Source organism: Aequorivita sp. H23M31 (genome assembly GCF_004022485.1).
In the GTDB taxonomy this organism is placed as follows: Bacteria; Bacteroidota; Bacteroidia; order Flavobacteriales; family Flavobacteriaceae; genus Aequorivita; species Aequorivita ciconiae.
The window spans coordinates 952,687-974,966 of sequence record NZ_CP034951.1 but is presented as its reverse complement, the minus strand read 5'-3'; the positions used below and the strand labels follow the sequence as shown (position 1 = coordinate 974,966).

17 protein-coding genes are annotated in these 22,280 nt (G+C 37.8%); 12 read left to right on the top strand and 5 right to left on the bottom strand.

The features are described 5' to 3' along the window. Positions 1 to 426 precede the first annotated feature (426 nt). The 3 genes from EI546_RS04380 to EI546_RS04370 all read right to left on the bottom strand — a co-directional run bounded on the left by EI546_RS04380 (position 427) and on the right by EI546_RS04370 (position 4,004). Positions 427 to 2,925: a TonB-dependent receptor domain-containing protein gene (locus EI546_RS04380; RefSeq protein WP_128249404.1), complete on the bottom strand. Its 2,499-nt coding sequence runs from the start codon at positions 2,923 to 2,925 to the stop codon at positions 427 to 429. A gap of 115 nt (positions 2,926 to 3,040) precedes the next feature. Then, positions 3,041 to 3,382 carry an arsenate reductase (glutaredoxin) gene (gene arsC, locus EI546_RS04375; RefSeq protein WP_128249403.1) on the bottom strand — a complete coding sequence of 114 codons (342 nt, stop codon included), beginning with the start codon at positions 3,380 to 3,382 and terminating at the stop codon, positions 3,041 to 3,043. Positions 3,383 to 3,530: 148 nt separating this feature from the next. Continuing rightward, positions 3,531 to 4,004, bottom strand: a complete 474-nt coding sequence (locus EI546_RS04370) for a hypothetical protein (protein WP_128251529.1) — start codon at positions 4,002 to 4,004, stop codon at positions 3,531 to 3,533. Between the two features lie 180 nt (positions 4,005 to 4,184). Here EI546_RS04370 and EI546_RS04365 point away from each other — a divergent pair, with 180 nt between their 5' ends. Genes EI546_RS04365 through EI546_RS04350 form a run of 4 tightly spaced genes read left to right on the top strand, consistent with a single transcriptional unit; the run spans position 4,185 to position 10,618 of the window. After that, entirely contained in the window at positions 4,185 to 4,898 is a 714-nt protein-coding gene (locus tag EI546_RS04365) for a hypothetical protein (protein WP_128249402.1), read from the top strand. Position 4,899: 1 nt separating this feature from the next. Beyond that, entirely contained in the window at positions 4,900 to 7,680 is a 2,781-nt protein-coding gene (locus tag EI546_RS04360) for a TonB-dependent receptor (protein ID WP_128249401.1), read from the top strand. Between the two features lie 5 nt (positions 7,681 to 7,685). Further along, positions 7,686 to 8,891 carry a DUF4249 domain-containing protein gene (locus EI546_RS04355; protein WP_128249400.1) on the top strand — a complete coding sequence of 402 codons (1,206 nt, stop codon included), beginning with the start codon at positions 7,686 to 7,688 and terminating at the stop codon, positions 8,889 to 8,891. A 2-nt stretch (positions 8,892 to 8,893) separates the two neighbouring features. Continuing rightward, a complete protein-coding gene (locus EI546_RS04350; RefSeq protein WP_128249399.1) occupies positions 8,894 to 10,618 on the top strand; it encodes a hypothetical protein in 1,725 nt (574 codons plus the stop codon). 214 nt (positions 10,619 to 10,832) lie between these two features. Here EI546_RS04350 and prfB read toward each other — a convergent pair. Continuing rightward, positions 10,833 to 11,940, bottom strand: a protein-coding gene (gene prfB / locus EI546_RS04345; RefSeq protein ID WP_128249398.1) for a peptide chain release factor 2 whose coding sequence is annotated in 2 segments (ribosomal slippage) — positions 10,833 to 11,876 and positions 11,878 to 11,940 — 1,107 coding nt in all. Because the reading frame shifts where the segments join, the coding sequence is not laid out codon by codon here. A 256-nt stretch (positions 11,941 to 12,196) separates the two neighbouring features. On the opposite strand from prfB, the gene EI546_RS04340 reads away from it, so the two are divergent. From EI546_RS04340 to EI546_RS04320, 5 genes are all read left to right on the top strand, one after another. Then, a complete protein-coding gene (locus EI546_RS04340) occupies positions 12,197 to 13,243 on the top strand; it encodes a threonine aldolase family protein (RefSeq protein ID WP_128249397.1) in 1,047 nt (348 codons plus the stop codon). 165 nt (positions 13,244 to 13,408) lie between these two features. Next, on the top strand, positions 13,409 to 14,809 hold the full coding sequence (locus EI546_RS04335) for a nicotinate phosphoribosyltransferase (protein ID WP_128249396.1): 1,401 nt from the start codon (positions 13,409 to 13,411) through the stop codon (positions 14,807 to 14,809). Between the two features lie 11 nt (positions 14,810 to 14,820). Next, entirely contained in the window at positions 14,821 to 15,429 is a 609-nt protein-coding gene (gene pncA, locus EI546_RS04330; protein WP_128249395.1) for a bifunctional nicotinamidase/pyrazinamidase, read from the top strand. Between the two features lie 105 nt (positions 15,430 to 15,534). Next, positions 15,535 to 15,777: a hexameric tyrosine-coordinated heme protein gene (locus EI546_RS04325; RefSeq protein WP_128249394.1), complete on the top strand. Its 243-nt coding sequence runs from the start codon at positions 15,535 to 15,537 to the stop codon at positions 15,775 to 15,777. A 295-nt stretch (positions 15,778 to 16,072) separates the two neighbouring features. After that, positions 16,073 to 16,519 carry a cold-shock protein gene (locus tag EI546_RS04320; RefSeq protein ID WP_128249393.1) on the top strand — a complete coding sequence of 149 codons (447 nt, stop codon included), beginning with the start codon at positions 16,073 to 16,075 and terminating at the stop codon, positions 16,517 to 16,519. A gap of 102 nt (positions 16,520 to 16,621) precedes the next feature. Here the strand turns inward: EI546_RS04320 and EI546_RS04315 are convergent, their stop codons facing one another. Beyond that, positions 16,622 to 16,855, bottom strand: coding sequence for a YtxH domain-containing protein (locus EI546_RS04315; protein WP_128249392.1), 234 nt, complete (start codon positions 16,853 to 16,855; stop codon positions 16,622 to 16,624). Between the two features lie 352 nt (positions 16,856 to 17,207). On the opposite strand from EI546_RS04315, the gene EI546_RS04310 reads away from it, so the two are divergent. The 3 genes from EI546_RS04310 to EI546_RS04300 all read left to right on the top strand — a co-directional run bounded on the left by EI546_RS04310 (position 17,208) and on the right by EI546_RS04300 (position 22,222). After that, complete coding sequence (locus tag EI546_RS04310) at positions 17,208 to 18,749, top strand: SDR family NAD(P)-dependent oxidoreductase (RefSeq protein ID WP_128251528.1); 1,542 nt, start codon at positions 17,208 to 17,210, stop codon at positions 18,747 to 18,749. Between the two features lie 191 nt (positions 18,750 to 18,940). Continuing rightward, on the top strand, positions 18,941 to 19,894 hold the full coding sequence (locus EI546_RS04305; RefSeq protein WP_128249391.1) for a calcium/sodium antiporter: 954 nt from the start codon (positions 18,941 to 18,943) through the stop codon (positions 19,892 to 19,894). Between the two features lie 141 nt (positions 19,895 to 20,035). Beyond that, on the top strand, positions 20,036 to 22,222 hold the full coding sequence (locus EI546_RS04300) for a glutamine synthetase III family protein (RefSeq protein WP_128249390.1): 2,187 nt from the start codon (positions 20,036 to 20,038) through the stop codon (positions 22,220 to 22,222). The last annotated feature ends 58 nt before the right edge of the window (positions 22,223 to 22,280 follow it).

Below are 22,280 nucleotides of genomic sequence, written 5' to 3'. Positions count from 1 at the left end.
ACTCATTTTTGAGTGGTTGTTTTTTTGATATTTAGTCTCTATATTGGAGTAATACTTCTATCATCGCGGCATCTCCACTCTCTTCTTTCGTCTTTCGATCAGCGTCTTTCATCTAATCTCTCCCGTCTAACATCTAAATTCTTGAAAAATCAAAAAGGGGCCATTTTTACACGGTACCCCTTTAATCGAACATTAACTCCTCAATTAATATTTGTTCATTTCAAAGATAATACTAAGTAGGGAAAAATAAATGCGCGCTAATACATATTTTTTGGATGGACTTGGTTAAAGTTTTCATAACTAACTGGATTAAAGGTTACGCATAGCATTAAAAAACAATCCCTTGAACCGACAGTGATTCAAGGGATATTCATTTTAATATATAGAATTTTAAAGCGCTTTAAAGAGCAATCCAGGAGAAAAAATTTATCCTTCAAATCCGCCCTCATCTTCCATACCTCCACCGCGCTGTCCGCGTGGACGCATACGCTTAGGTTGATTGAAACGGTAGGTAAAAGACATCGATATACTACGTGGTCTCCATTGAAACTCACTCTCACTCGTGAAGGTATCTGTAGTTGTAAAACTACTTCTTTTTCGGGTATTAAAAAGATCGCTCACATTTAAGGCCAACGTCGCATTATCATTGATAATATCCTTGCTTAGTGCCATATCTACAGATAGCATTCCATCGCTTTTAGTTTGGGAATTTTGGCTAGGGCCACGATAAAAGGCATTGGTTTGCCAATCTATCTTCGATGGTAATTTAATCTTGGAGCTAAATCTACCGAAATAACTGGCACTCTCCGTTCCGTAATCCACGCCATTAAAGAAACCTTCGGATTTAAATTTGTAATAATTAAAACTTCCATTAAGTGTTATCCATCTTGCTGGATTATACAACAATCCAAGTTCAAAACCGTAACGTTGATTTGTCGAGAGGTTAATAGGCAAGGAGCGTATGATACTGACCCCACTTTGGGTAAATTCTCCCGTTTCTTCCTGAATGCGCTCAAATGCATCAGTTTCGTACTGGTAATATATAGAAGAAGTAAGTGTAAGTTTGTTCCAACGTTTTAAATATCCTAAATCAAAAGCGCTGGCATAAGCGGGATCTAAGTCGGGATTTCCCTGATATACATTAGCTTCACTCGATCGGGAAGGAAATGGATTTAAAAACCACTGTCTTGGTCGATTGATTCTTCTATTATAGCCAAGAGTAATGTTTTCGTTTTCCTTTAATTCGTAAGTAAGGTTTACGGTTGGGAAGAGACCTGTATAATTCTTATCAAAGTTTAAGTCGAATGGCATATCATCGGCAATATTCTCTGCTTCCAATTTCCCCTTCATTATAGTGTTTTCCAGACGAAGACCTACTAAAAATGAGAATTTTCCAAATTTGTTTCCGTACTGGGAATAAAGAGCGTTGACGTTTTGCTCATAGCTAAAGATATTCGAAAGACTATCATTACGTTCATAAATGCCAGAAGTTCCTATTTCTTGTTCCAATAAATAATCGGTAGTGGTCTTATTGAAATTTCCTCTATATCCTGCTTCAAATTGGGCGTTTTCACCTATAGGTAGCACATAATCTGCTTGTGCCAAATAATCTTTCTCTTTAGCATCTGTGGTTACCATTTCTGATGGTAATAATTCTGAATCCGGAAATATTCTCATGTCCCGAATAAAGGAATTTTCATTGTTTTTACTATTCTCATATTGCAAATCTGCAGTGAGTTTATGCCCTTTGTCATTAAATTTATTTTCATAATTAAGAGCAAACTGCAGAGTGGAATTATCCCTTTCCCTATTATCTGTACGCAAATTATCTTCCACAATCTGGTTATCACGATAGTTGGAGGTCTTATTTTTTGTCTCATCATCGGAATTTCCGGAGCGATAAAAAGTACTTGCAGTAATCGAAGATTTGTCCGTTAGAAAGTATTCTATTCCTAAATTGGTATTGAATCCCTGGCTCTCTCTTTGGTAACGTCGATCTTCTGTAATTCGCGGGAACGGTGGTGGAGAGGTTATGGTGTCTCCCATGTTATTAACGTAAGTTCGGGAAAAATAGCGGTTGTCATACGAAGCTTTACCCGGCGCATTCCTGTAGTAAACTCCAGTAGTATTAAAAATGTTGAACCTATCCGTTCGCAGGTTGATATTCCCAGAGACACTACTGTTTAGCGGAACTCCCAAACTGCTGCTAAGTGATCCATTAAGACCAAGAGTTTTTTCCTTTTTCAAAATAATATTCAAAATCCCTGCAGTGCCTTCGGCATCATATCGTGCGGAGGGAGAAGTAATCACTTCAACCCGCTCAATGGCTTCTGCCGGCAATTGGCGAAGGGCATCAGTAGAACCGAAGCCAGCAATGGCCGACGGCTTTCCATTTATCAAAATTTTTACATTCTCACTACCTCTTAATGCAATTGTGCCATCTACATCCACCGTAACCGATGGTACATTATTAAGCGCATCACTTACTGTGGCTCCGCCAGAAGTCAAATCCTTGCCAATATTGTATACTTTTTTATCTAGGCGAATTTGTACCTCGGTTGTTTCTGCGCGAACTACCACTTCGTCCAGACTAGCTGAATCCATTGCTAAGGATATTGTTGGCAGGGTGGTATTTTCTGTAAGGTTAGTGTTTTTTAAGCTTTTGGTTTTGTAGGAAATAAACTCGTACTTAACCGTGTAAATACCCGCTGGCACTTTGATGTTGTAGTGACCTTCGGTATCCGTAATACCACCGGTAACAATTTTACCATTCTCATCGGTGAAAGATACGGTTGCATACTCTAAGGGGTAGTTTGTACCCTCTTCAAGAATTTTACCTTTTACTGTTACTTGTTTTTTTTCTGATTGCTGTGCTACTATGGATAGACTAGATAATATTAGAAGGAGGGAAAATAGAAATCTCATGAATAGTTTTTAGGTTTTTAGACTTGCGAAACTATCTTTAGTTTAAGAGATAGTATGTCAAACTTGTGTTAAAGAAAGGTTGGGAAAATAAGTCCTGCGAAAAGAGTTTGGTAAGCTACAGGATTTTCAGAACATTTTTAGCTGGTCTCCCAATTATCGCCTGTGTCCCATTTACCGCAATAGGACGTTCCATGAGTTTGGGAAATTTAACCATTGCATCAATAATCTGACTGTCGGTAAGATTCTTTCCTTTAAAGTTTTCTTTCCATTCGTCTTCCTTAGTACGTACTAAATCAATAGGTTTAATCCCCAAGAGTTCAATCAACTGTTCTAATTCTTTTTTGCTAAGTGGATTTTGAAGATATTTTACTACTTCAATAGTTTCCCCACTTTCTTCCAGCAGACGGAGTGCTTCTCGCGAGCTGCTGCATCTTGGATTATGATATAAAGTTGTCATAAAAAATGTTTCTGGTTTCAGGTTTTTTTGTTTCAGGCTTCTTGCATTTCTTGCGTTATTGCTCGCAAAAATATTTCTCTACTCAATATTCTCGGTTTTATTATTTTTCAACTGCTTCTGTAACTGATCACTGATTACTGAACACTCGTTAAAAAAGTTCCTCCAGCTCCAAATTATAATCGTACTGCAAATCTTCATGCAATGTGGGAATTTTCTTTTTTATATACTCCAGTTGACGATTGTATAAATTGATAAGGGTAGTATTTCTTCCTATTGAAGGCTGAAAATCTTTTAGTTTCTGGCAGAAATATATTAAAAGCTCAACCTCGGTTTCCTTGTTTTGGGAATAACGAATAAATTTTTTGAGTTCTCTTAATATCTTACGGACACTTTTCTTGATATAGAAAAACGTCTTGATATTTATGGTTTCAAAATCGTCGTCTACTTTGGCTTTTATACTTTGAATAAAGCTTTCTTCATCCGCAGATTCAAATAGGATGTAGGTGAGCAATTCTTTGTTTTCCTTTTTGAATTTGGCAAGACGAAGACACAACTCCAATAATTCCGATGGGGAACGATGGTTGAGTTCTGTTTTTATTTCTTTTAAACTTGCCGCCTTCATTTTTGAATTTGGAGCAAAGATACTTGGGTTTTCCTCAATTAAAAACCTAGTGTCTTTTCTTTTGTCTTCTGGAAGAAACGGTGATCTAATAAATTGAAAAATTTCATAACCTTTCTTGATTCGCATCAATTTTAATGAGATCTTTTTTACTTAACTTTAAATTCTTCAATAAATATAATTTTGATAAAACCATACTTCCACTTCATATTATTGTTTTCGGCAACAATCCTTGCCCAAGAACCGACTACTTCCAATGAAAAGATTTATAGAGTATTTGATCAATTAGTAGGATTGGACAACAACGGTTTGTTCAATGGACCAGAATTTATTGACCTATACCTGAATACAGATGGTACATTCAGATATCTAGAAGGCTTTGATTATACCCAAGGCTCTGTTATTTATCGAGGGCAATATTATGTGGATGTTTGGCTCAAATACGATTTATTGGAAGATCAATTGCTCACCAAATCCAAGGATAACTTGGGTATTTTCAATGTTAAGCTTATCCATGAATTTGTATCCGAATTTACCTTGAAAGATCGCCATTTTGTAAAATTGAAAGATTTTGGGCAAAAGAACTTTTTTGAGTTGGGCTATCAGGGGCAAGAGCTAGATTTATATATCAACCACAAAAAAAATAAAAAGAAAAGAGTGTTAAAATCTGGGGTTCAGTATAGTTTTAAACCATTAAATTACTATTTGTTTAAATATCAGGAAACGTATGCGCGCGTAGAAACCATAAGCAATGTGCGTCGGGAATTTCCTGAGTATAAAAAGGAAATAAACGATTTCTACCACAATTCCAAGACATTATATATACAAGATAGAGATAGTTTTATGAAAAAACTTGCTCCTTATTTGGACAATCTTTTACAAAAAACAAAATCGTAAAATGGGATATTTTTCATTTATACATAACCCTCGCTTTCTCCTGTTTATTCTAATGGTTGTTTCATTTACTAAAATTACCGCCCAAACAAATCGGGAAATTACCGTCCAGTTTGACCGGACTCCCTTAAAAGAAGCAATTTTACAAGTAGAAGAGATTTCATCCTACCATTTTTATTTTGATGAAGATTGGCTTAACGGCCATTATGTTTCTAAAGTCTTTGAGAACCAATCCCTTCAAAATGTCTTGGATGGAATTTTTGAGGATACCAACATTAATTATCTCATACAAGATTATAAAGTGTTTTTGGTAAACAATTCTTATATATATAAGGAATTACCTCCCAATTTTTTTAATCAGAAATCAGAAAAGGCTACCGACATCCAAGAAAAGAATGCGCCTATTTTTCAAGAGGAATATGCAAAACAAAATGCTGTTCAAAGGAGGAAGTTGGTTACCATCGGGAAGCAGCTTCCCAATTCAGCTAAAAAATTTTATTTACTATCAGGAACTTTTACAAATTCGAATTCAGGGGAACCTTTGCAAAACCTGGCCATTTCTACCCTTGATCGTTCTAAATATACCATTACAGATTCTAATGGTCATTATGAGCTACGTCTTTCTTATGGTTTGAATAAATTGGAAACAAATTTACTGGGATTTGAAAAAATCCGACAGGATGTTATAATGTATAGCGATGGTTCTTTGGATATACAATTGCGCGAAAATTCCGAATCGTTGGATGAGGTTGTGGTAAAGTCCAAGAAAGACGCAAATGTTCGCGATGCAGTCGTGGGAGTTACTACAATTGATATTCAATCCATAAAAACGATTCCGTTGGTTTTGGGAGAGCGTGATGTTTTAAAGGTCTCCACCACAATGCCCGGCATTAAAACAGCTGGGGAAGGAGCAAGTGGGTTCAACGTTCGTGGCGGAAGAGCCGATCAAAACCTTATTTTGCTGGATGATGCCGTGCTCTATAATCCTTCCCATTTTTTGGGATTCTTTTCGGCAGTAAATCCTTTTACTACCGGAAGTTTGGAAATTTATAAAGCAAGTATTCCGGCAGAATATGGCGGCAGACTATCCTCCGTTTTTGATATTGAAACTAAGGCCGGCAATATGGAAAAATTTGCAGGGGAAGGTTCTGTGGGACCAATAACAGCAAATTTAGCCCTAGAAATTCCGCTAGTAAAGCAAAAAGCATCCTTGATTGTGGGTTTCCGAGCTACCTATTCCGATTGGATATTGCGTAGTCTGAATGAAGACCAACTGCAAAATAGCGAGGCTTCCTTTTATGACGGGATTGTAAAATACAAACAAAATATTGATGAAAACAATACTATCCAAGGAACAGTTTATTACAGTAAGGATCGATTTAGTATTACTTCCGATTCTATTTTTGATTATACCAACAGATTAATATCCTTAAACTATGGACATGTATTCAATGAAAAAAGTAGGACAGAGCTAATTCTAGTGAACAGCCAATATGAATACGGTATCAATTACGAGGCAGATGCAAATGGGAATTTCGATTTCGGATATGAACTGAACGAATATCAAGCTAAGTTGAATTTCAATTATAAGTTAAACAAACTACACAAATTCATTTATGGAATAAGCAGTAAATTATACGTCATTGACCCGGGATCCATACAACCAATTGGAGAAAACTCAGATATCACAGCTAAATCAATCGATAGGGAAAAGGGTTTGGAATCCGCGATATATTTCTCCGATATGTTTGAGGTAAGTGATAAATTATTATTGGATTTAGGTTTGCGATATTCATTTTATGCTGCTTTAGGAAAAGCTTCCCAAATTGTTTATGACGATGGAGTGCCCAAAAGCGAAAGCTCTTTGATTGAAATTAAAAACTACAGCAATAATGAAGTTATTAAAACCTATGGTGGTCCTGAATATCGCCTGTCTGTTCGGTATTTTCTTGGGAATGATTTTTCTATAAAGGGTGGGTTTAACACGACTATTCAATATCTACATCTCTTATCAACCAATACCACAATGTCTCCAACGGACATCTGGAAGCTATCCGACTTAAATATTGCCCCTCAGCGGGCAAGTCAATATAGCCTGGGATTGTTTAGAAATATTCCTGCTAAGAGTTTAGAGTTGAGCCTTGAAGGATATTACAAACAGATGAGCGATCTCTTGGATTATAAGGTAGGAGCAGAGCTGATTCTGAATGAAACCTTGGAAACCGGCTTGTTACAAGGTGAAGGAAAGGCTTATGGAGTTGAATTTCTCCTTAAAAAGAACGAAGGAAAATTTAATGGATATTTTGGATATAGTTACTCGCGTGCCTTTATCAAGTTGGATAGCCAATTCCTGCAGGAAAGAGTAAACAATGGCGATTTTTTCCCCGCCAATTACGATAAACCTCACGATTTTTCCGTTGTAGCAAATTACAAATTGACAAAACGCTTTAGTTTTTCTGCCAATTTCACCTATCAAACGGGTCGCCCAATTACCTATCCCATTGGTCGATTTATATATGCAGGGGAGGAGCAGGTTCTTTACAGCGATAGAAACCAATTTCGAATCCCAGATTACTATCGGTTGGATTTAGGCGTAAACATTGAAGGCAACCATAAACTGAAAAAACTAGCTCATAGTTTTATCAATATTTCAGTCTATAATGTCTTGGGCAGAAATAATCCGTATTCGGTATTTTTTGTAAATGAGTCGGGAAAAATTCAGGCATATAAAACCTCGATCTTTTCTATTCCAGTGCCAACCATAACGTATAATTTTAAGTTTTAGAATCTATGAGGATCACGGCATTTTATATAGCATTATTGTTATTACTCCTTTTTCAGAATGGGTGTACCGAGCCGTATGAAATAGAAGTAGGAGATTTTGAAAGTGTGCTTGTGGTGGAGAGCACGATTACTGATGAATTGAAAACCCAAATTGTAAAATTGAGCCGTACTTCTACCTTGGATACTACCGAGGTCTTATTTGAAAAAAATGCTTCGGTTACTGTTTTGGCGAGTGATGGAGAGTCGTATCGTTTTTCGCAGGATTACAGCTCTGGCTATTATCTTTCCGACTCTCAATTTAGTGCAAAGCCGAACATTTCCTATATTCTAAAAATTAACACTCAGGATGGAGGTAGTTATACTTCCGCGGAAGTAAACTTACCCGCCAAAGTTGCAATTGGTGAATTATATGCCGAACGCATTGTCTCTCCCTCGCAGGATAAAGATGGTGTTCAAGTTTTGGTGAACACGACCGACACTTCTGGAGAGGCCAATTACTTTAGATATGAGTATGAAGAAACATATAAAGTTGTGGCTCCCTATCCGTCGCCATACACCTTCGAGATAACGAATTATGAGGCGAATCCGCTTTCATACACCATTCTTCTCTATCCTCGTGAACCCGAGGAAATATGTTATTCCACCGAAATTTCAACAGGAATTAATCAGATTTCCACGACGGATCTAAGTGAGAACCGAGTCTTTCGTTTTCCTATAAGATACCTTTCAAAAGGTGATGCAAGAATTCAGAAACGTTATTCCATTTTGGTAAAACAATATGTCCAGAGTTTGGAGGCCTATACCTTTTATAAAACGCTCAAAGATTTAGGAAGTATAGGCAATATTCTTTCTCAAGGTCAGCCGGGATTTGTGATTGGAAATATAACTTCTGAAAGAGATGAAAGGGAAAAAGTTCTTGGTTTTTTTGAAATTTCTTCAATGAGTTCCAAGAGAATTTTCTTCGATTATACCGATTTTGGATTAGAAGAACCTCCATATTTTATAGACTGCGAAGTTTTGAAACTTGATTACTTTAAAAATAGTGATATGGATAGCGTGAATGAAAGAAAGGCATTAAGAAATTATTTGCAATATTTTGGATATCAAATAATTAAGGCTACATCCACGAAAATCTATTCAATCGTGCAGCCCGAATGTAGTGTTTGTACCTATTTCTCATCAAATATTAAACCCGATTTTTGGGAAGATTAATTATGAAAAACATCTCCATATTACTATTCTTTTTCTTCGGAATTGTAGCCTTTGCACAAATTCCGAGAAATCTTATCGATGTTGATATTTCCGTTTTTCTACCTGAAAAAGCGATGCTGGAAGTAAATTCAGATATTCTATTGGCAGGAGAACTTATTCAGTATAAAATTCAGGTAATTGGTGATAAAAACGTGAAAAGCAATTTGAGTAAAGTTGGCTATGTTTCACTTAGAAATCAAAATGATTCGGTTATATTCAATCATAAACTAAGGCTGAAAAGTGGAAAAGCCAGTGGAGATTTTTTTTTGCCCGCAAGTTTAAGAACAGGAAAATATTTCCTAATCGGTTATACCAATTTTTCCCGGAACAGCCCAGCCGATGCATTTGACAAAAAAAATATTTATGTCGTTAATACTTTCATGGAAAACACGGGTGCTTTAAAGGCGCGAGATACAGTTCAAATTAGTGGGATTAGCCAAAATCGTGAACATCTCATTACGAAAAATAATAAGACAGAAACCCTAAAAATTGAAACTGATAAACAAGTTTATGGATTGAGAGAAAAAGTAAATCTTACACTTGATTCATTTGATAAAACTGGTGGTGACTATGTTTTATCTGTGCGAAAAATAAATCCCGTTCAAATTTTGGATCAGGACTCAAAACTTTCGCAAGAACGTAATCCTGACATATTTTATATTCCGGAATTGAGAGGAGAATTAGTATCGGGAGTGGTTTTATCTACGTTGGATAACAGTCCAATTGCCAATAAGGAAGTTTCGCTCACCATTCCTGGAATCGACTTTATTTTCGACTTAGCGAAAACTGATAAAAATGGAAGATTTTTCTTTTCAATCCCCGATGATTATAATTCGGAAAACAGTTTGGTGCAAGTTGTAGCTTCTAATGAAGACACAAAAGGCTATACGATTGTACTTGATAAAAAGGATTTTACCCTTGAAAACATAGAAACGGCCGTAATAAAAATTGATCCAGAATTAAAGAGTTGGTTGCAAGAACGCAGTGTACAACTCCAACTTGAAAATGCTTATTTCGAAAAAAAACAGGATAGCATTTTTCCGCGGATTTACCATCCCTTATTTTACTATGATCTTGGGACTTTATATTTATTAGATGATTATACTCGTTTTCCGACGGTAAGAGAAATTTTTATAGAAATTATAACCCTTGCAGCTATTAGAGGTTCAGGAGAAAACACCCGATTCTTTGTTTATAATAATTACGATCCCAATGGAATTGGAAAATTCAATAATATTCCTCCTTTGATTCTGATGGATGGCATGATGATCCAGAATAATCTGGAACTTATAAATTACAACGTCCGGAAAATAAAAAGTATTCGGATTATCAACGAACCTTATAGATATGGACCCAAATTGTTCAATGGCATAATTTCAGTCGAGACTTTTAAAGGTGATTTTAGACCAGCTCCAGATTCAAATATTAGAGAGATCAAACTACCGTCCACCGTTCTGGAAAGAAAATATTTTAATCCCGATTATGGAGATAAGTCCTTAGTATCTAGAATCCCCGATTATCGCGTGCAACTGCTGTGGCACCCGCGAGTGGTCATTTCAAATTTGGTATATAACACCTCATTTTATACTTCGGATGTCCCGGGAATTTATGAAATTCAGCTAATTGGATTTGCCTACACAGGAGAGCGGATAAGTTTGAAAGACTATTTCGAAGTTAATGGGAATTAAGTTGTTAAACTTTTTTTAATTCGTTTGTGAGAGCATCTATTTTTTGTACTTTTATAAAACAATCAAAACGGGGTGCTTAAGTCTTAAAAACAGCTGAGAATATACTCGTAACACTTCAGAGGATAATACCCGCAGAAGGAATTTGATTGACAAAGGGAACAAGTTTTAATCTTGCTCCCTTTGTTTTTTTATCTACTTGATTGATCTAAAACTATCACAGCTCATCATCCTTACTGTTCTGGCCTGTCATCATTAAATAAGCTTTGAGGAATCCATCAAGACCACCATTTAGAACATCATCGGTATTTCCTGTTTCAAATCCTGTGCGAACATCTTTTACTAAATGGTAGGGATGCAGAACATAGTTTCTAATTTGCGAACCCCACTCGATGGCCATTTTATTATCTTCAATTGCCGCCCGCTGCGCCTGTTGCTTGCGAAGTTCAATTTCGTACAACTGCGATTTCAACATCTGCATAGCCTTTTCACGGTTATCTAATTGACTTCGGGTTTCACTGTTGTGGATTACAATTCCAGAAGGATGGTGAGTAAGGATCGCTTTTGTTTCTACCTTGTTTACGTTTTGGCCGCCAGCTCCACCACTTCGCGCAAAATCCCAGGAAATGTCCGCAGGACTTATTTCAATTTCAATTGTGTCGTCCACCAAGGGATAGACGTAAACGCTCACAAAACTGGTGTGGCGTTTCGCGTTACTGTCAAAAGGCGAAATACGCACCAATCTATGGACTCCGTTTTCACTTTTTAGCCATCCAAAAGCATATTCCCCATCAATTTCCAGAGTTACCGTTTTTACTCCTGCAACATCACCCGATTGAAAGTTAAGTTCCTTTACCTTATACCCGTGTTTCTCGGCCCACATAAGGTACATTCGCATGAGCATTTGAGCCCAATCGCAACTCTCTGTTCCACCGGCACCAGCGGTTATCTGAAGAACAGCACTCATATCATCGCCTTCTTCATCCAGCATATTCCTGAATTCGAGCGCTTCTATGGCCTCCTCCGCTTTTTGAAAAGTACTTTCTACCTGTTCTGGAGAGCCTTCACCTTCATTTAAAAAATCGAGCAAAATCTCAGCTTCTTCGGTTAATGCCTCGGCATCTTCATAATCGGTGACCCACTTCTTTTTGGTTCGGAGTTCTTTCATAAAAGCCTCAGCTTCTTGTGAATTGTTCCAAAAATTGGGGTCAAAGGTTTTTTCTTCTTCGTTTGTAATCTCTATGCGTTTTGCGGCAATGTCAAAGATAGCGCCTTAAGGCATCTAGCCGCACCTTAAGGTCTTTGATTTGGTCTGTTGAAGTCATATAAATGCCCGTGAAAACGGGTATCTCTTTTTATTAATAATTCGATTTTAGTATTCTGGAACCATTATTTAAAACAGTTTGAAAGCAAAATTACCATTAACTTCGTGAGGGAAAAGATTTTTTTCGGCTAATTTTAGGGATTCTTAGGGCTAAGTGTTCTTTACTCTGCCTTATCGCATTAATAAAATACTGAAATAAACCAATCTCTCCCTCTCGTGGAATACAAAAACTAAAACGAACTATAACTTCAAATGAAATGACCATAGATTTAAGAAGCGATACCGTTACTCGTCCCACTCCGAAAATGATGCAAGCAATTATAAATGCGGAAGTGGGAGACGATGTATATAAGGAAGATCCATCTGTCAACAAATTGGAGCGGAAATTAGCCGAGATGTTTGGGATGGATTCGGCTCTTTTCTTTCCTTCTGGGAGTATGGCCAATCAGGCAGCAATAAAATTGCACACGCAACCGGGGGAACAGTTGATCGCCGATAAATGGGCACACGTTTATAATTTTGAAGGTGGAGGAGCATCATTTAATAGTGGAGTTTCCTGCAAATTGATCGATGGAGACCGGGGAATGATCACCGCGGCTCAGGTGGAGGAAAACATTAATCCGCCGGATTTTTACCACAGTCCACTTACAAGTTTGGTCTGTTTGGAAAATACCACAAATAAAGGTGGCGGTGCCTGTTATAATTTTTCTGAAATGGAGGCGATCCGACTGGTTTGTGATAATCACAATCTAGGATTCCACTTGGATGGCGCTCGAATTTGGAATGCAATGGTGGCAAAAAATCAAGATCCGAAGGATTTCGGAAAACTTTTTGACACTATATCAGTTTGTCTCAGCAAAGGCTTGGGCACACCAATGGGAAGCGTTCTAATTGGAAAAAAAGATATAATGATAAAAGCGATGCGGGTGCGCAAGGTACTGGGCGGAGGCATGCGACAAATTGGTTTTATGGCAGCAGCTGGAATTTATGCTCTGGACAATCACATGGAAAGGCTGGAAGAAGATCATAAAAGAGCAGCGGAAATTGCGGAAACACTCTCAAATCAATCCTATATAAAGAAAGTAGAACCAACGGAAACCAATATTGTTATTTTCTACCTAAAGGATGATATTTCCGAAGAAAACTTCTTAACTTCTCTTCTTCAAAAGAATATTAAGATTAGCACCATGGGCCAAGGAAAACTTCGAATCGTTACCCATCTTGACTACACCGATGAAATGCATCAAAAATTCCTAAACACCCTGAATGGGAATTCCACCGATATAAAAAATTTTAAATCATAATTGCAATCAAAAATGGAACTTCAATAAATTCAAAGTTCGTATTTTTCAAAAAAACAAGTTTTAAAATGAATAATGAATAATGAAAAATAAATGTATCCAATAATTAATATTTTAACTCATAACTCATAAACTAAAACCCCTAATGCCACTCCAAAAACCAAACATATCTTGAACATCACTGCAGCATACACCGACTTATACCAACTTACAATGGCTCAGGTTTATTTTAAAACCAAGCCTGATGGAACGGCCATTTTTGATTATTATTTTAGGCGCATACCGTTTAAGGGTGGCTACGCCATCTTTACCGGGTTAAAAAATGTTCTCGAAATTCTAGAGAATTTGGAGTTCTCCGATTCAGATATTGCTTACTTGGAAACGCATAACTTCGAACCTTCCTTTTTGGAATATTTAAAAAAGTTTAGATTTCAAGGATCAGTCTATTCCAGTATGGAAGGAGATGTTGTTTTCCCCAACAGACCAATTTTGCAGGTAGAGGCGAATATTATTGAAGCCCAGATTGTTGAAACATTATTGCTAAATCTACTTAATTTTCAAACTTTAGTTGCTACCAAGGCAAGTAGAATAAGACATAGTGCATTTAACAATATTCTGTTGGATATGGGTTTGCGAAGAGCGCATGCCACTGGAGGATATTACGCCACTCGCGCGGCATTTATCGGTGGATTCGACAGCACTAGCAACGTGAAGGCCGCTGAGGATTTTGATATTCCTTGCTCGGGTACCATGGCACATTCTTTTATTCAAAGTTATGGGGACGAATTAGAGGCATTTCGGGATTTTGCCCGAATTCGACCTATTAACTGTGTTCTTTTAGTCGATACCTACAACACCCTAAAAAGTGGATTGCCCAATGCCATTACCGTGGCACACGAGATGGAGAGTAGGGGAGACCGACTTTTCGGGGTTAGGCTTGATAGTGGGGATTTGGCATATTTAGCAAAGAAAACCCGTCAATTACTTAACGACGCCAATCTGGAATATGTAAAAATTGTAGCTTCCAATCAGTTGGATGAATATGTTATTAACAGCTTAAAAGAACAGGGAGCTCCCATCGATGTTTATGGTGTGGGCACAGAATTGGTTACGGGAAAACCGGATGCTTCCCTTGATGGAGTTTATAAACTCTCAGAGTATAACGGAGATCCTAGAATAAAACTTTCAGAAAATATACTCAAAATCTCACTTCCTTCGAAAAAACAGGTTTTTCGTATGCTAGACGAGAATGGAATGTTTTATGGAGCGGATGCCATCGCGTTAGCTTCCGAAGGAGCCATAAATAAAATGATGCACCCTTTCGACAGGACAAAAAATTTGGATCTCACCAGATTTCAGCATGAACCATTATTAAAGAAGGTTATGGAAAGTGGAAAAAGACTGCTCCCAATCCAGTCCACTGCCGAAATAGCGGAATATTCAAAATCGAGATTGACCCTACTCCCTCCCGAATACAAACGTTTTCAAAATCCGCATATTTACAAAGTGGGCCTGAGTCCAAATTTAAAAGAAGAGCGGGACAAGCTGATCGATGCCCATAAATTTTAAATTTTATTTTAATGAAAACTCTAATTATAATAGATGTTCAAAATGATTTTATGCCAGGAGGATCTCTTGCAGTTCCCAATGGCGATAAAATAGTGCCGATTATCAACAAGGTACAAGATCAATTTGATCTGATAGTAGCGTCTCAGGATTGGCATCCGAGAGATCACGTTAGTTTTGCCTCAAACCATCCTGGAAGAAAACCGTATGATGTTATCCACATCCATGGACAGCCCCAGACCCTATGGCCGGATCACTGCGTGCAGGAAACCTTTGGCGCTCAATTTCATCCTGAACTTAATACGGAGCGCTGGGACGCGATATTTCGTAAAGGAACCGATCGTGAAATAGATAGCTATAGTGCTTTCTATGATAACGGACACATGAAATCTACAGGTCTTGCCGATTACCTAAAAGAGAAAGGTGCATCACAAATTTTCATCTGTGGATTGGCAGCGGATATTTGCGTGTACTATTCTCTTTATGATGCCTTTAAAGAAGGATTTGCCTGTTTCTTTATTGAGGATGCCTCCCAACCCTTGGACGTAGAAGGTTTTCAGTTAATTAAAGATAAAATGGCGTATTTAGGAATTCAAATAATTTCTTCGGAAGATATCCATTGAAATATTTCTTATAAGAATGTAAAATTTATTTCCAAAAAAAATGTGTTTTTAAATCGGCACGAATTTTTAGTAACTTTAAAGAATATTAACCGAAAACTATAAACTATGTCAGAAGAAGTAAAAATGATTCCTGGAAATTCACTTATAACCAGCACTCCTGAAGAAGGCAGACAACTGGCTGTTAAAATGGCAAGATTGGTAATAAAAGTAACACAACCTGATGCTGAGATTAGGGAAAAACTACGTCCAGAATATGCCGAGGATCCCGCCATGCTTATTGCCGTGGGCCAAGTAGTAGCCACCGAGTTTGCCACAATTGCTGCTGCAAATAATTACTGGAGGAAATAAATTCTAAAATTGGATGTGGGAATCTAATATTTTAAAATCCTTTCTAAGTCAACTTTTTCCGTTTTCCCAATGTCGAAATGTATAATTTAAAGAAGTATCCAGAATATTAATCGCACTCTCAGAAGGTTCTTGACCTTTTCGATAAGAAATACTGAAAAAAACCGTATCTTTGAAACCCTGATATATTGAACATTAAAACCAATATTAAGTAAAGCAATACGAAAACTAATAATATTTAATTAATTAAAAAGTCATTTGCTTAAGGCGAATGGCTTTTTTTATTCAAAAAACACCAATGGCAAAATCGCAGCAGACATACAATAAGAAGGAAAAGGAAAAAGCAAAGATCAAAAAGCGAGAGGAAAAGCTGAAAAAGAAGGAAGCTCGCAAAGCGGACAAAACTCCGGGAATTGAATTTGCCTACGTTGACCATGAAGGGAATCTTACCGATACTCCGCCAGATCCATCTTTAAAAGTGGAAATTGACCCTGAGGAGATCGTTTTGGGCGTTCCACCGCAAGAAGAAGGGGATAAAGAAGCCTTTGATCCGGTTCGAAAAGGAAAAGTCTCTTTCTATGATCCTTCAAAAGGATTTGGTTTTATTATAGATAACGAAAACAATGAGAAATACTTTACCCATGTGAGCGGAATCATTGATGAAATCGCTGAGAACGACAATGTTACTTTTGAACTTGAAAAGGGGCAAAGGGGAATGAACGCAGTAAAAGTTCAAAAAATATAAATAATCGCTATTTCAGAAGAAGCTGATAATCCAAAATTTAAAATATAAAACAAAAAAATCCCGCAATTATAGCGGGATTTTTCATGATAAAGTGGAATGCCATTAAGGAGTTACATCCTTATATTCTTGCTTTGCTTTGTTTTTTAAAGAATCATATTTGTCGGAAATAGTAGATTCTACATCACCAACAGTTTCTTTGATTCTACGACCGGTGTCGCTTACTTTAGATTTTATTTTTTCTTTTTCTTCCGGCGTCATGTTTTTATATTTCCAAAACGCAAAAGCACCTGCTGCTATTCCAATTAATGCTAATAATCCTGTTCTCTTCGTACTCATAATTTTTGGTTTTTTTCTTATTTAATGTGAAGATACATGTTTATTTCATTGCTACATTTCGTAATAATCGACTTTAATAATAATTTAATACAAACCCCGGTGTTTCAAACTGTTTTGCCAATTTTTTGTGAAATAAATCGGTGATTCTTCCTCCAAAGTTTAGGAATTTTTGGGGTGTAAAAAGAAAGCTGGTTTTAGGGTTATTGGATTGCAAAAAACTCAGTTTTTCAATTTCCAATGGTTAAAAACTGTGACTATATTTGCCTGTGGAATTTAAAGGGTAATTGGATCTGTAATTATGGATAAAAGGAATAATGTGGAAAGTGAGCTGAATTTGGAAAAGCGATCGGCAATGGCAATGGAGTTGGAAATAGGTTCCGCAGAAATTTCCAAGTGTATCGCCACTCTCGAGTTGTTAAATAACAATACCGATTTGATTTTTGAAATTCCCAAACAACAAAGAATTGCATTGATCAAGGCATCGGGAAAACTTTCTCGTCCAAATCGTGATGAATTTTCCCGTAGAAAGAAAGACGCCAAAAAGGCCGAGAAGCGACGTTTGGCAGCAAAAGATAGAACCGCACGAAAGGAAACGGGAATACGCAGCGCCCGTGAAAATGTTGTCTTTATGGCTCCTAAACTTCTTCACGCTGCCGAAATTGCCTCAAAGGAAGAACTAGAACTGGAATCTCCAAGAAATTGCTATGTGTGCAAAACCTTATTTACTACAATGCACCATTTTTATGATGCTATGTGTACGGAATGTGGAGATTTCAACTATGCCAAGAGATTCCAAACAACAGATTTGACCGGACAAGTAGCCATTATTACTGGCTCTAGGTTAAAAATAGGTTATCATATTACCTTAATGTTGCTAAGAGCAGGTGCTACCGTTATTGCAACTACCAGATTTCCTGTGGATTCCGCCTATCGTTTTGCCCAAGAAGAAGATTTTCATAAATGGGCAGATCGGTTGAAGATCCATGGTCTGGATTTACGGCACATTCCAAGTGTGGAGATTTTCTGCAACTATATTGGCCAAAAATATGAGAATCTGGATATTTTAATCAATAATGCCGCACAAACAGTACGTCGTCCCGCAGGTTTTTACAAACATATGATGCCGAAGGAGGAAATGCCGTTTGAATCGCATCCTACCTTTGTTTCAAATTTATTACAAGATCATCGCAATTGCTTGATGGACCTAAAATCCCTCACGGATGAAATGGGATCCAATCCAAATAAAAATATTCCAGTAACTTGGCATGGGAAGGAACCTGGAATTGGTATCCGCGCATCTGCCAAACTTTCACAGATACCGTATAGTTTTGATAATTCTCTAACAGCCAGCGAGGTATTTCCGGAAGGAAAACTGGATGCGGATTTACAGCAGGTAGATCTCCGCAAAACCAATAGCTGGAGATTGAGGCTCGGCGAAATAGAAACTACGGAAATGATTGAGGTCCAATTAGTCAATAGCATTGCACCCTTTGTTCTTTGCAACCGTTTAAGTGAGATAATGAAAAAGACCAACACAGGAAAGAAACATATTATAAATGTGTCCGCAATGGAAGGGAAGTTTCATCGATTTTTTAAGGAGGACCGACACCCGCATACCAATATGGCAAAAGCTGCCCTGAATATGCTTACCCATACCGCTGCAGGCAGTCTCGCTAAAGATGGTATCTACATAAACGCCGTGGATACCGGTTGGGTTACCGATGAAGATCCAGTAGATCTGGCCAAGCGAAAAGAAGAACTCCACGACTTCCAACCTCCCTTGGATATTGTTGATGGTGCAGCCCGTGTAATGGATCCCCTGATCGATGGTATAAATACGGGAAAACATTGGAGCGGAAAATTTCTAAAAGATTACAGACCGATAGATTGGTGATTAATGTAGTTGGTAGACTTTAGTCGATAGACGGTAGGGGTAAATGGGATAATAAACATCAATTTGTAATTTTTTATAATTCATAATTCAGAAGTCAGACTCATAACTCTGAACTCCTTTGCTCCAAAACCTATAAAAATAGTATCCCACCCAATAAGGTATCGCTATCTTCGCAACCACTTATTTTTTCTATGGATTATTTATATGTATTGCTAGGATTTACATTATTGGTGGTAGGAGGGGAATTTCTGGTTCGCTCCTCTGTAGGTCTTTCTTTTAAGCTTCGTCTTTCGAAAATGGTAATCGGACTCACGGTTGTTTCCTTTGCCACCTCCCTACCCGAACTTTTGGTAAGTCTGCAAGCCGCCCTCGAGGGATATTCCGATATAGCTTTAGGAAACGTAATTGGATCCAATATCGCCAACATTGGTCTGGTCTTGGGCGTTACGGCAATAATCTCTCCTTTGGCGGTAGGAAAGGAATTCTATAAATTTAATTGGCCCACTATGGCTTTGCTTTCGGTTGCCTTATATTTCATTTTGAAAAGTGGAAGTGAAATTTCTCGAACCGAAGGATTCGCTTTATTGCTCATTCTTATTGTATACCTGTGGATTTTGATAAGAAAATCGAGGAAAACCGAAAAATCGAACCCCGTAAGCGATGATATCGATGATGGACTTTCAATGGCATCCAATTTTAAAATTGTTGTCTGGCTTTTGATTGGCGCTGCTTCACTTTATGGAGGCAGTAAATTCTTGGTAAGTGGGGCAGTTTCTCTTGCAGAAAGTTTTAATGTTAGTCAACGCGTTATAGCAGTTACCATGATCGCAGTGGGAACCAGTATTCCCGAATTGGCCGCCTCTATTATTGCAGCTTTAAAAAAGGAAAAAGCAATTTCCCTAGGAAATCTTATAGGATCGAATATTTTCAATATTGCCGCAGTATTGGGAATTACTTCGCTAATTCAACCCATTGCAGTTAAAAGTAGCGAAGTATTAGGCAGTGATATTTTTTGGATGATCGGTTTCGGAATTATCCTTATTCCGCTGGCATTTCTTCCTCAGAAATTTGAACTACAAAGAAATAAAGGCATTTTCTTGGTTGTGGGGTATGCTCTTTTCTTAGGGATAACCTTTATGATGTAGTTTCTATATTTCTATTGAATATACTTTTAAATAGGGGGTAGGGAATAAATAGATAAGTTTATAAAAAATTTAGGGTTAATTTTTAGGGGGTGTGTTCGATAAAAAAGTATTTTTGCGCATTCTAACCCCTAAATCAAAAAAATGTCCACACTTAGATTTTACGCTGTCAAAGAAAGCCTTGGTAGGAAACCAATTCCCGTTCAAGAACCAGAAAGACGTTCTGATATTTTTGAAAGGAACGTTTTTAATGAATCTTCTATGCGCCAGTATCTGACGAAAGATTCTTTTCAAAGCGTTATGAGTGCTATGGAAAAGGGTACCAAAATAGACCGGAATCTTGCCGATCACATTTCAACTGGAATGAAAGAATGGGCAATTACCAAAGGTGCGACTCATTATACCCACTGGTTTCAACCTCTTACCGGAGCTACGGCAGAAAAACACGACGCATTTTTTGAAACCATGGAAAATGGACATGCCATTGAGAAATTCGGCGGGACCCAATTGGTTCAACAAGAACCAGATGCTTCCAGCTTTCCGAGTGGCGGGATTCGAAACACTTTTGAAACCAGAGGTTATACTGCTTGGGATCCATCCTCTCCAGCGTTTATCTACGGTACAACATTATGTATTCCCACGGTTTTTGTTTCTTATACCGGAGAAGCGCTGGATTATAAAACACCGTTACTTCGGGCGCTCCAGGCCATCGACCACGCCGCAACCTCTGTAGCGAAATATTTTGATAAAAATGTTACCAAGGTAAACAATACCTTGGGATGGGAACAGGAATACTTCCTTATAGATAGCGCTATGGCTGCTTCCAGACCCGATATTTCCTTAGCGGGAAGAACATTATTGGGGCATACCGCCGCGAAAGGACAGCAATTGGATGACCATTATTTTGGTTCCATCCCCTCTCGCGTTCTAAATTTTATGCGACACTTGGAAACTGAGTGTATGTATTTGGGAATTCCGGTTAAAACCCGGCACAACGAAGTAGCTCCAAACCAATTTGAGTTGGCGCCTATTTTTGAGGAAACAAATCTTGCCGTGGACCATAATACGTTATTGATGGATCTTATGAATAAGATCGCAGAAAAGCATCATTTCAAGGTATTATTTCACGAAAAACCCTTTGCCGGAGTAAATGGAAGCGGAAAGCATAACAACTGGTCGCTAGCAACTAATACAGGAGTCAATCTATTGGGACCCGGAACAACACCTACCAAAAACCTACAATTCCTTACGTTTTTTATAAATACCATCAAGGCCGTTAATGAATATGAAGATCTTCTTCGGGCTTCTATTGCCAGTGCCGGAAATGACCATAGATTGGGAGCGAACGAGGCTCCCCCAGCAATTGTTTCGGTATTTATAGGATCCCAATTAACGGATGTACTTGACGAGCTTGAAAAAGTTACGGACGGGAAACTTTCACCCCAAGAAAAAACCGACCTCAAACTGAATGTTGTGGGAAAAATTCCGGAAATCTTACTCGATAATACGGACCGAAACCGAACTTCTCCTTTTGCATTTACCGGTAACAAATTCGAATTTAGAGCGGTTGGCTCCACGGCGAATTGCGCCAATCCTATGACCGTGCTTAATGCTATTGTTGCCAAACAACTTCTTTCCTTTAAAAAGAAAGTAGATGATTTGATTGCCAATAAAAAGATGAAGAAGGACGATGCCATTTTTAACGTACTTCGGGAATACATTAAGGAATCCAAACGAATCCGTTTTGAAGGTGACGGATATGGAGAAGCTTGGGAGAAGGAGGCAGCAAAACGTGGATTGAGCAACTTTAGAAGTACGCCGGAAGCTTTAAAAGCTAAGGTTTCTAAAAAGTCCATTGCGCTGTTTGAAGAATTGGGAATTCTCAGCAAGGTTGAAATGGAAGCCCGTCATGAGATTGAATTGGAAGAATATGCAATGCGCATCCAGATTGAAGGCCGTATTTTGGGAGATATCGCACGTAATCATATTATTCCAACGGCAATCCAGTATCAAAATATTCTTCTTGAAAATGTGCAGGGTCTAAAGAATATTTATGGTACTGAGTTCAAGGAGTTTGCTGGCGAACAAATGCATCTTATTGAAAAAATAAGTGGCCACATTTCCAAGATAAATAAGGGGATCACCGATATGATCGGGGAGCGTAAAAAAGCCAATATAATTGAAGATCCAGAGGAACGTGCTTTTGCTTATTGTGATAATGTAAAGCCATATTTCGAAATAATCCGCTATCACTGTGATAAAATGGAGCTATTGGTAGATGATGAACTTTGGCCGCTTACTAAATATAGGGAATTGCTTTTTACGAAATAGAATCAGATTGTCAGGTATCTGAGAAGGGAATTTTGGTGCGAATGAAAATTTTGAGGAT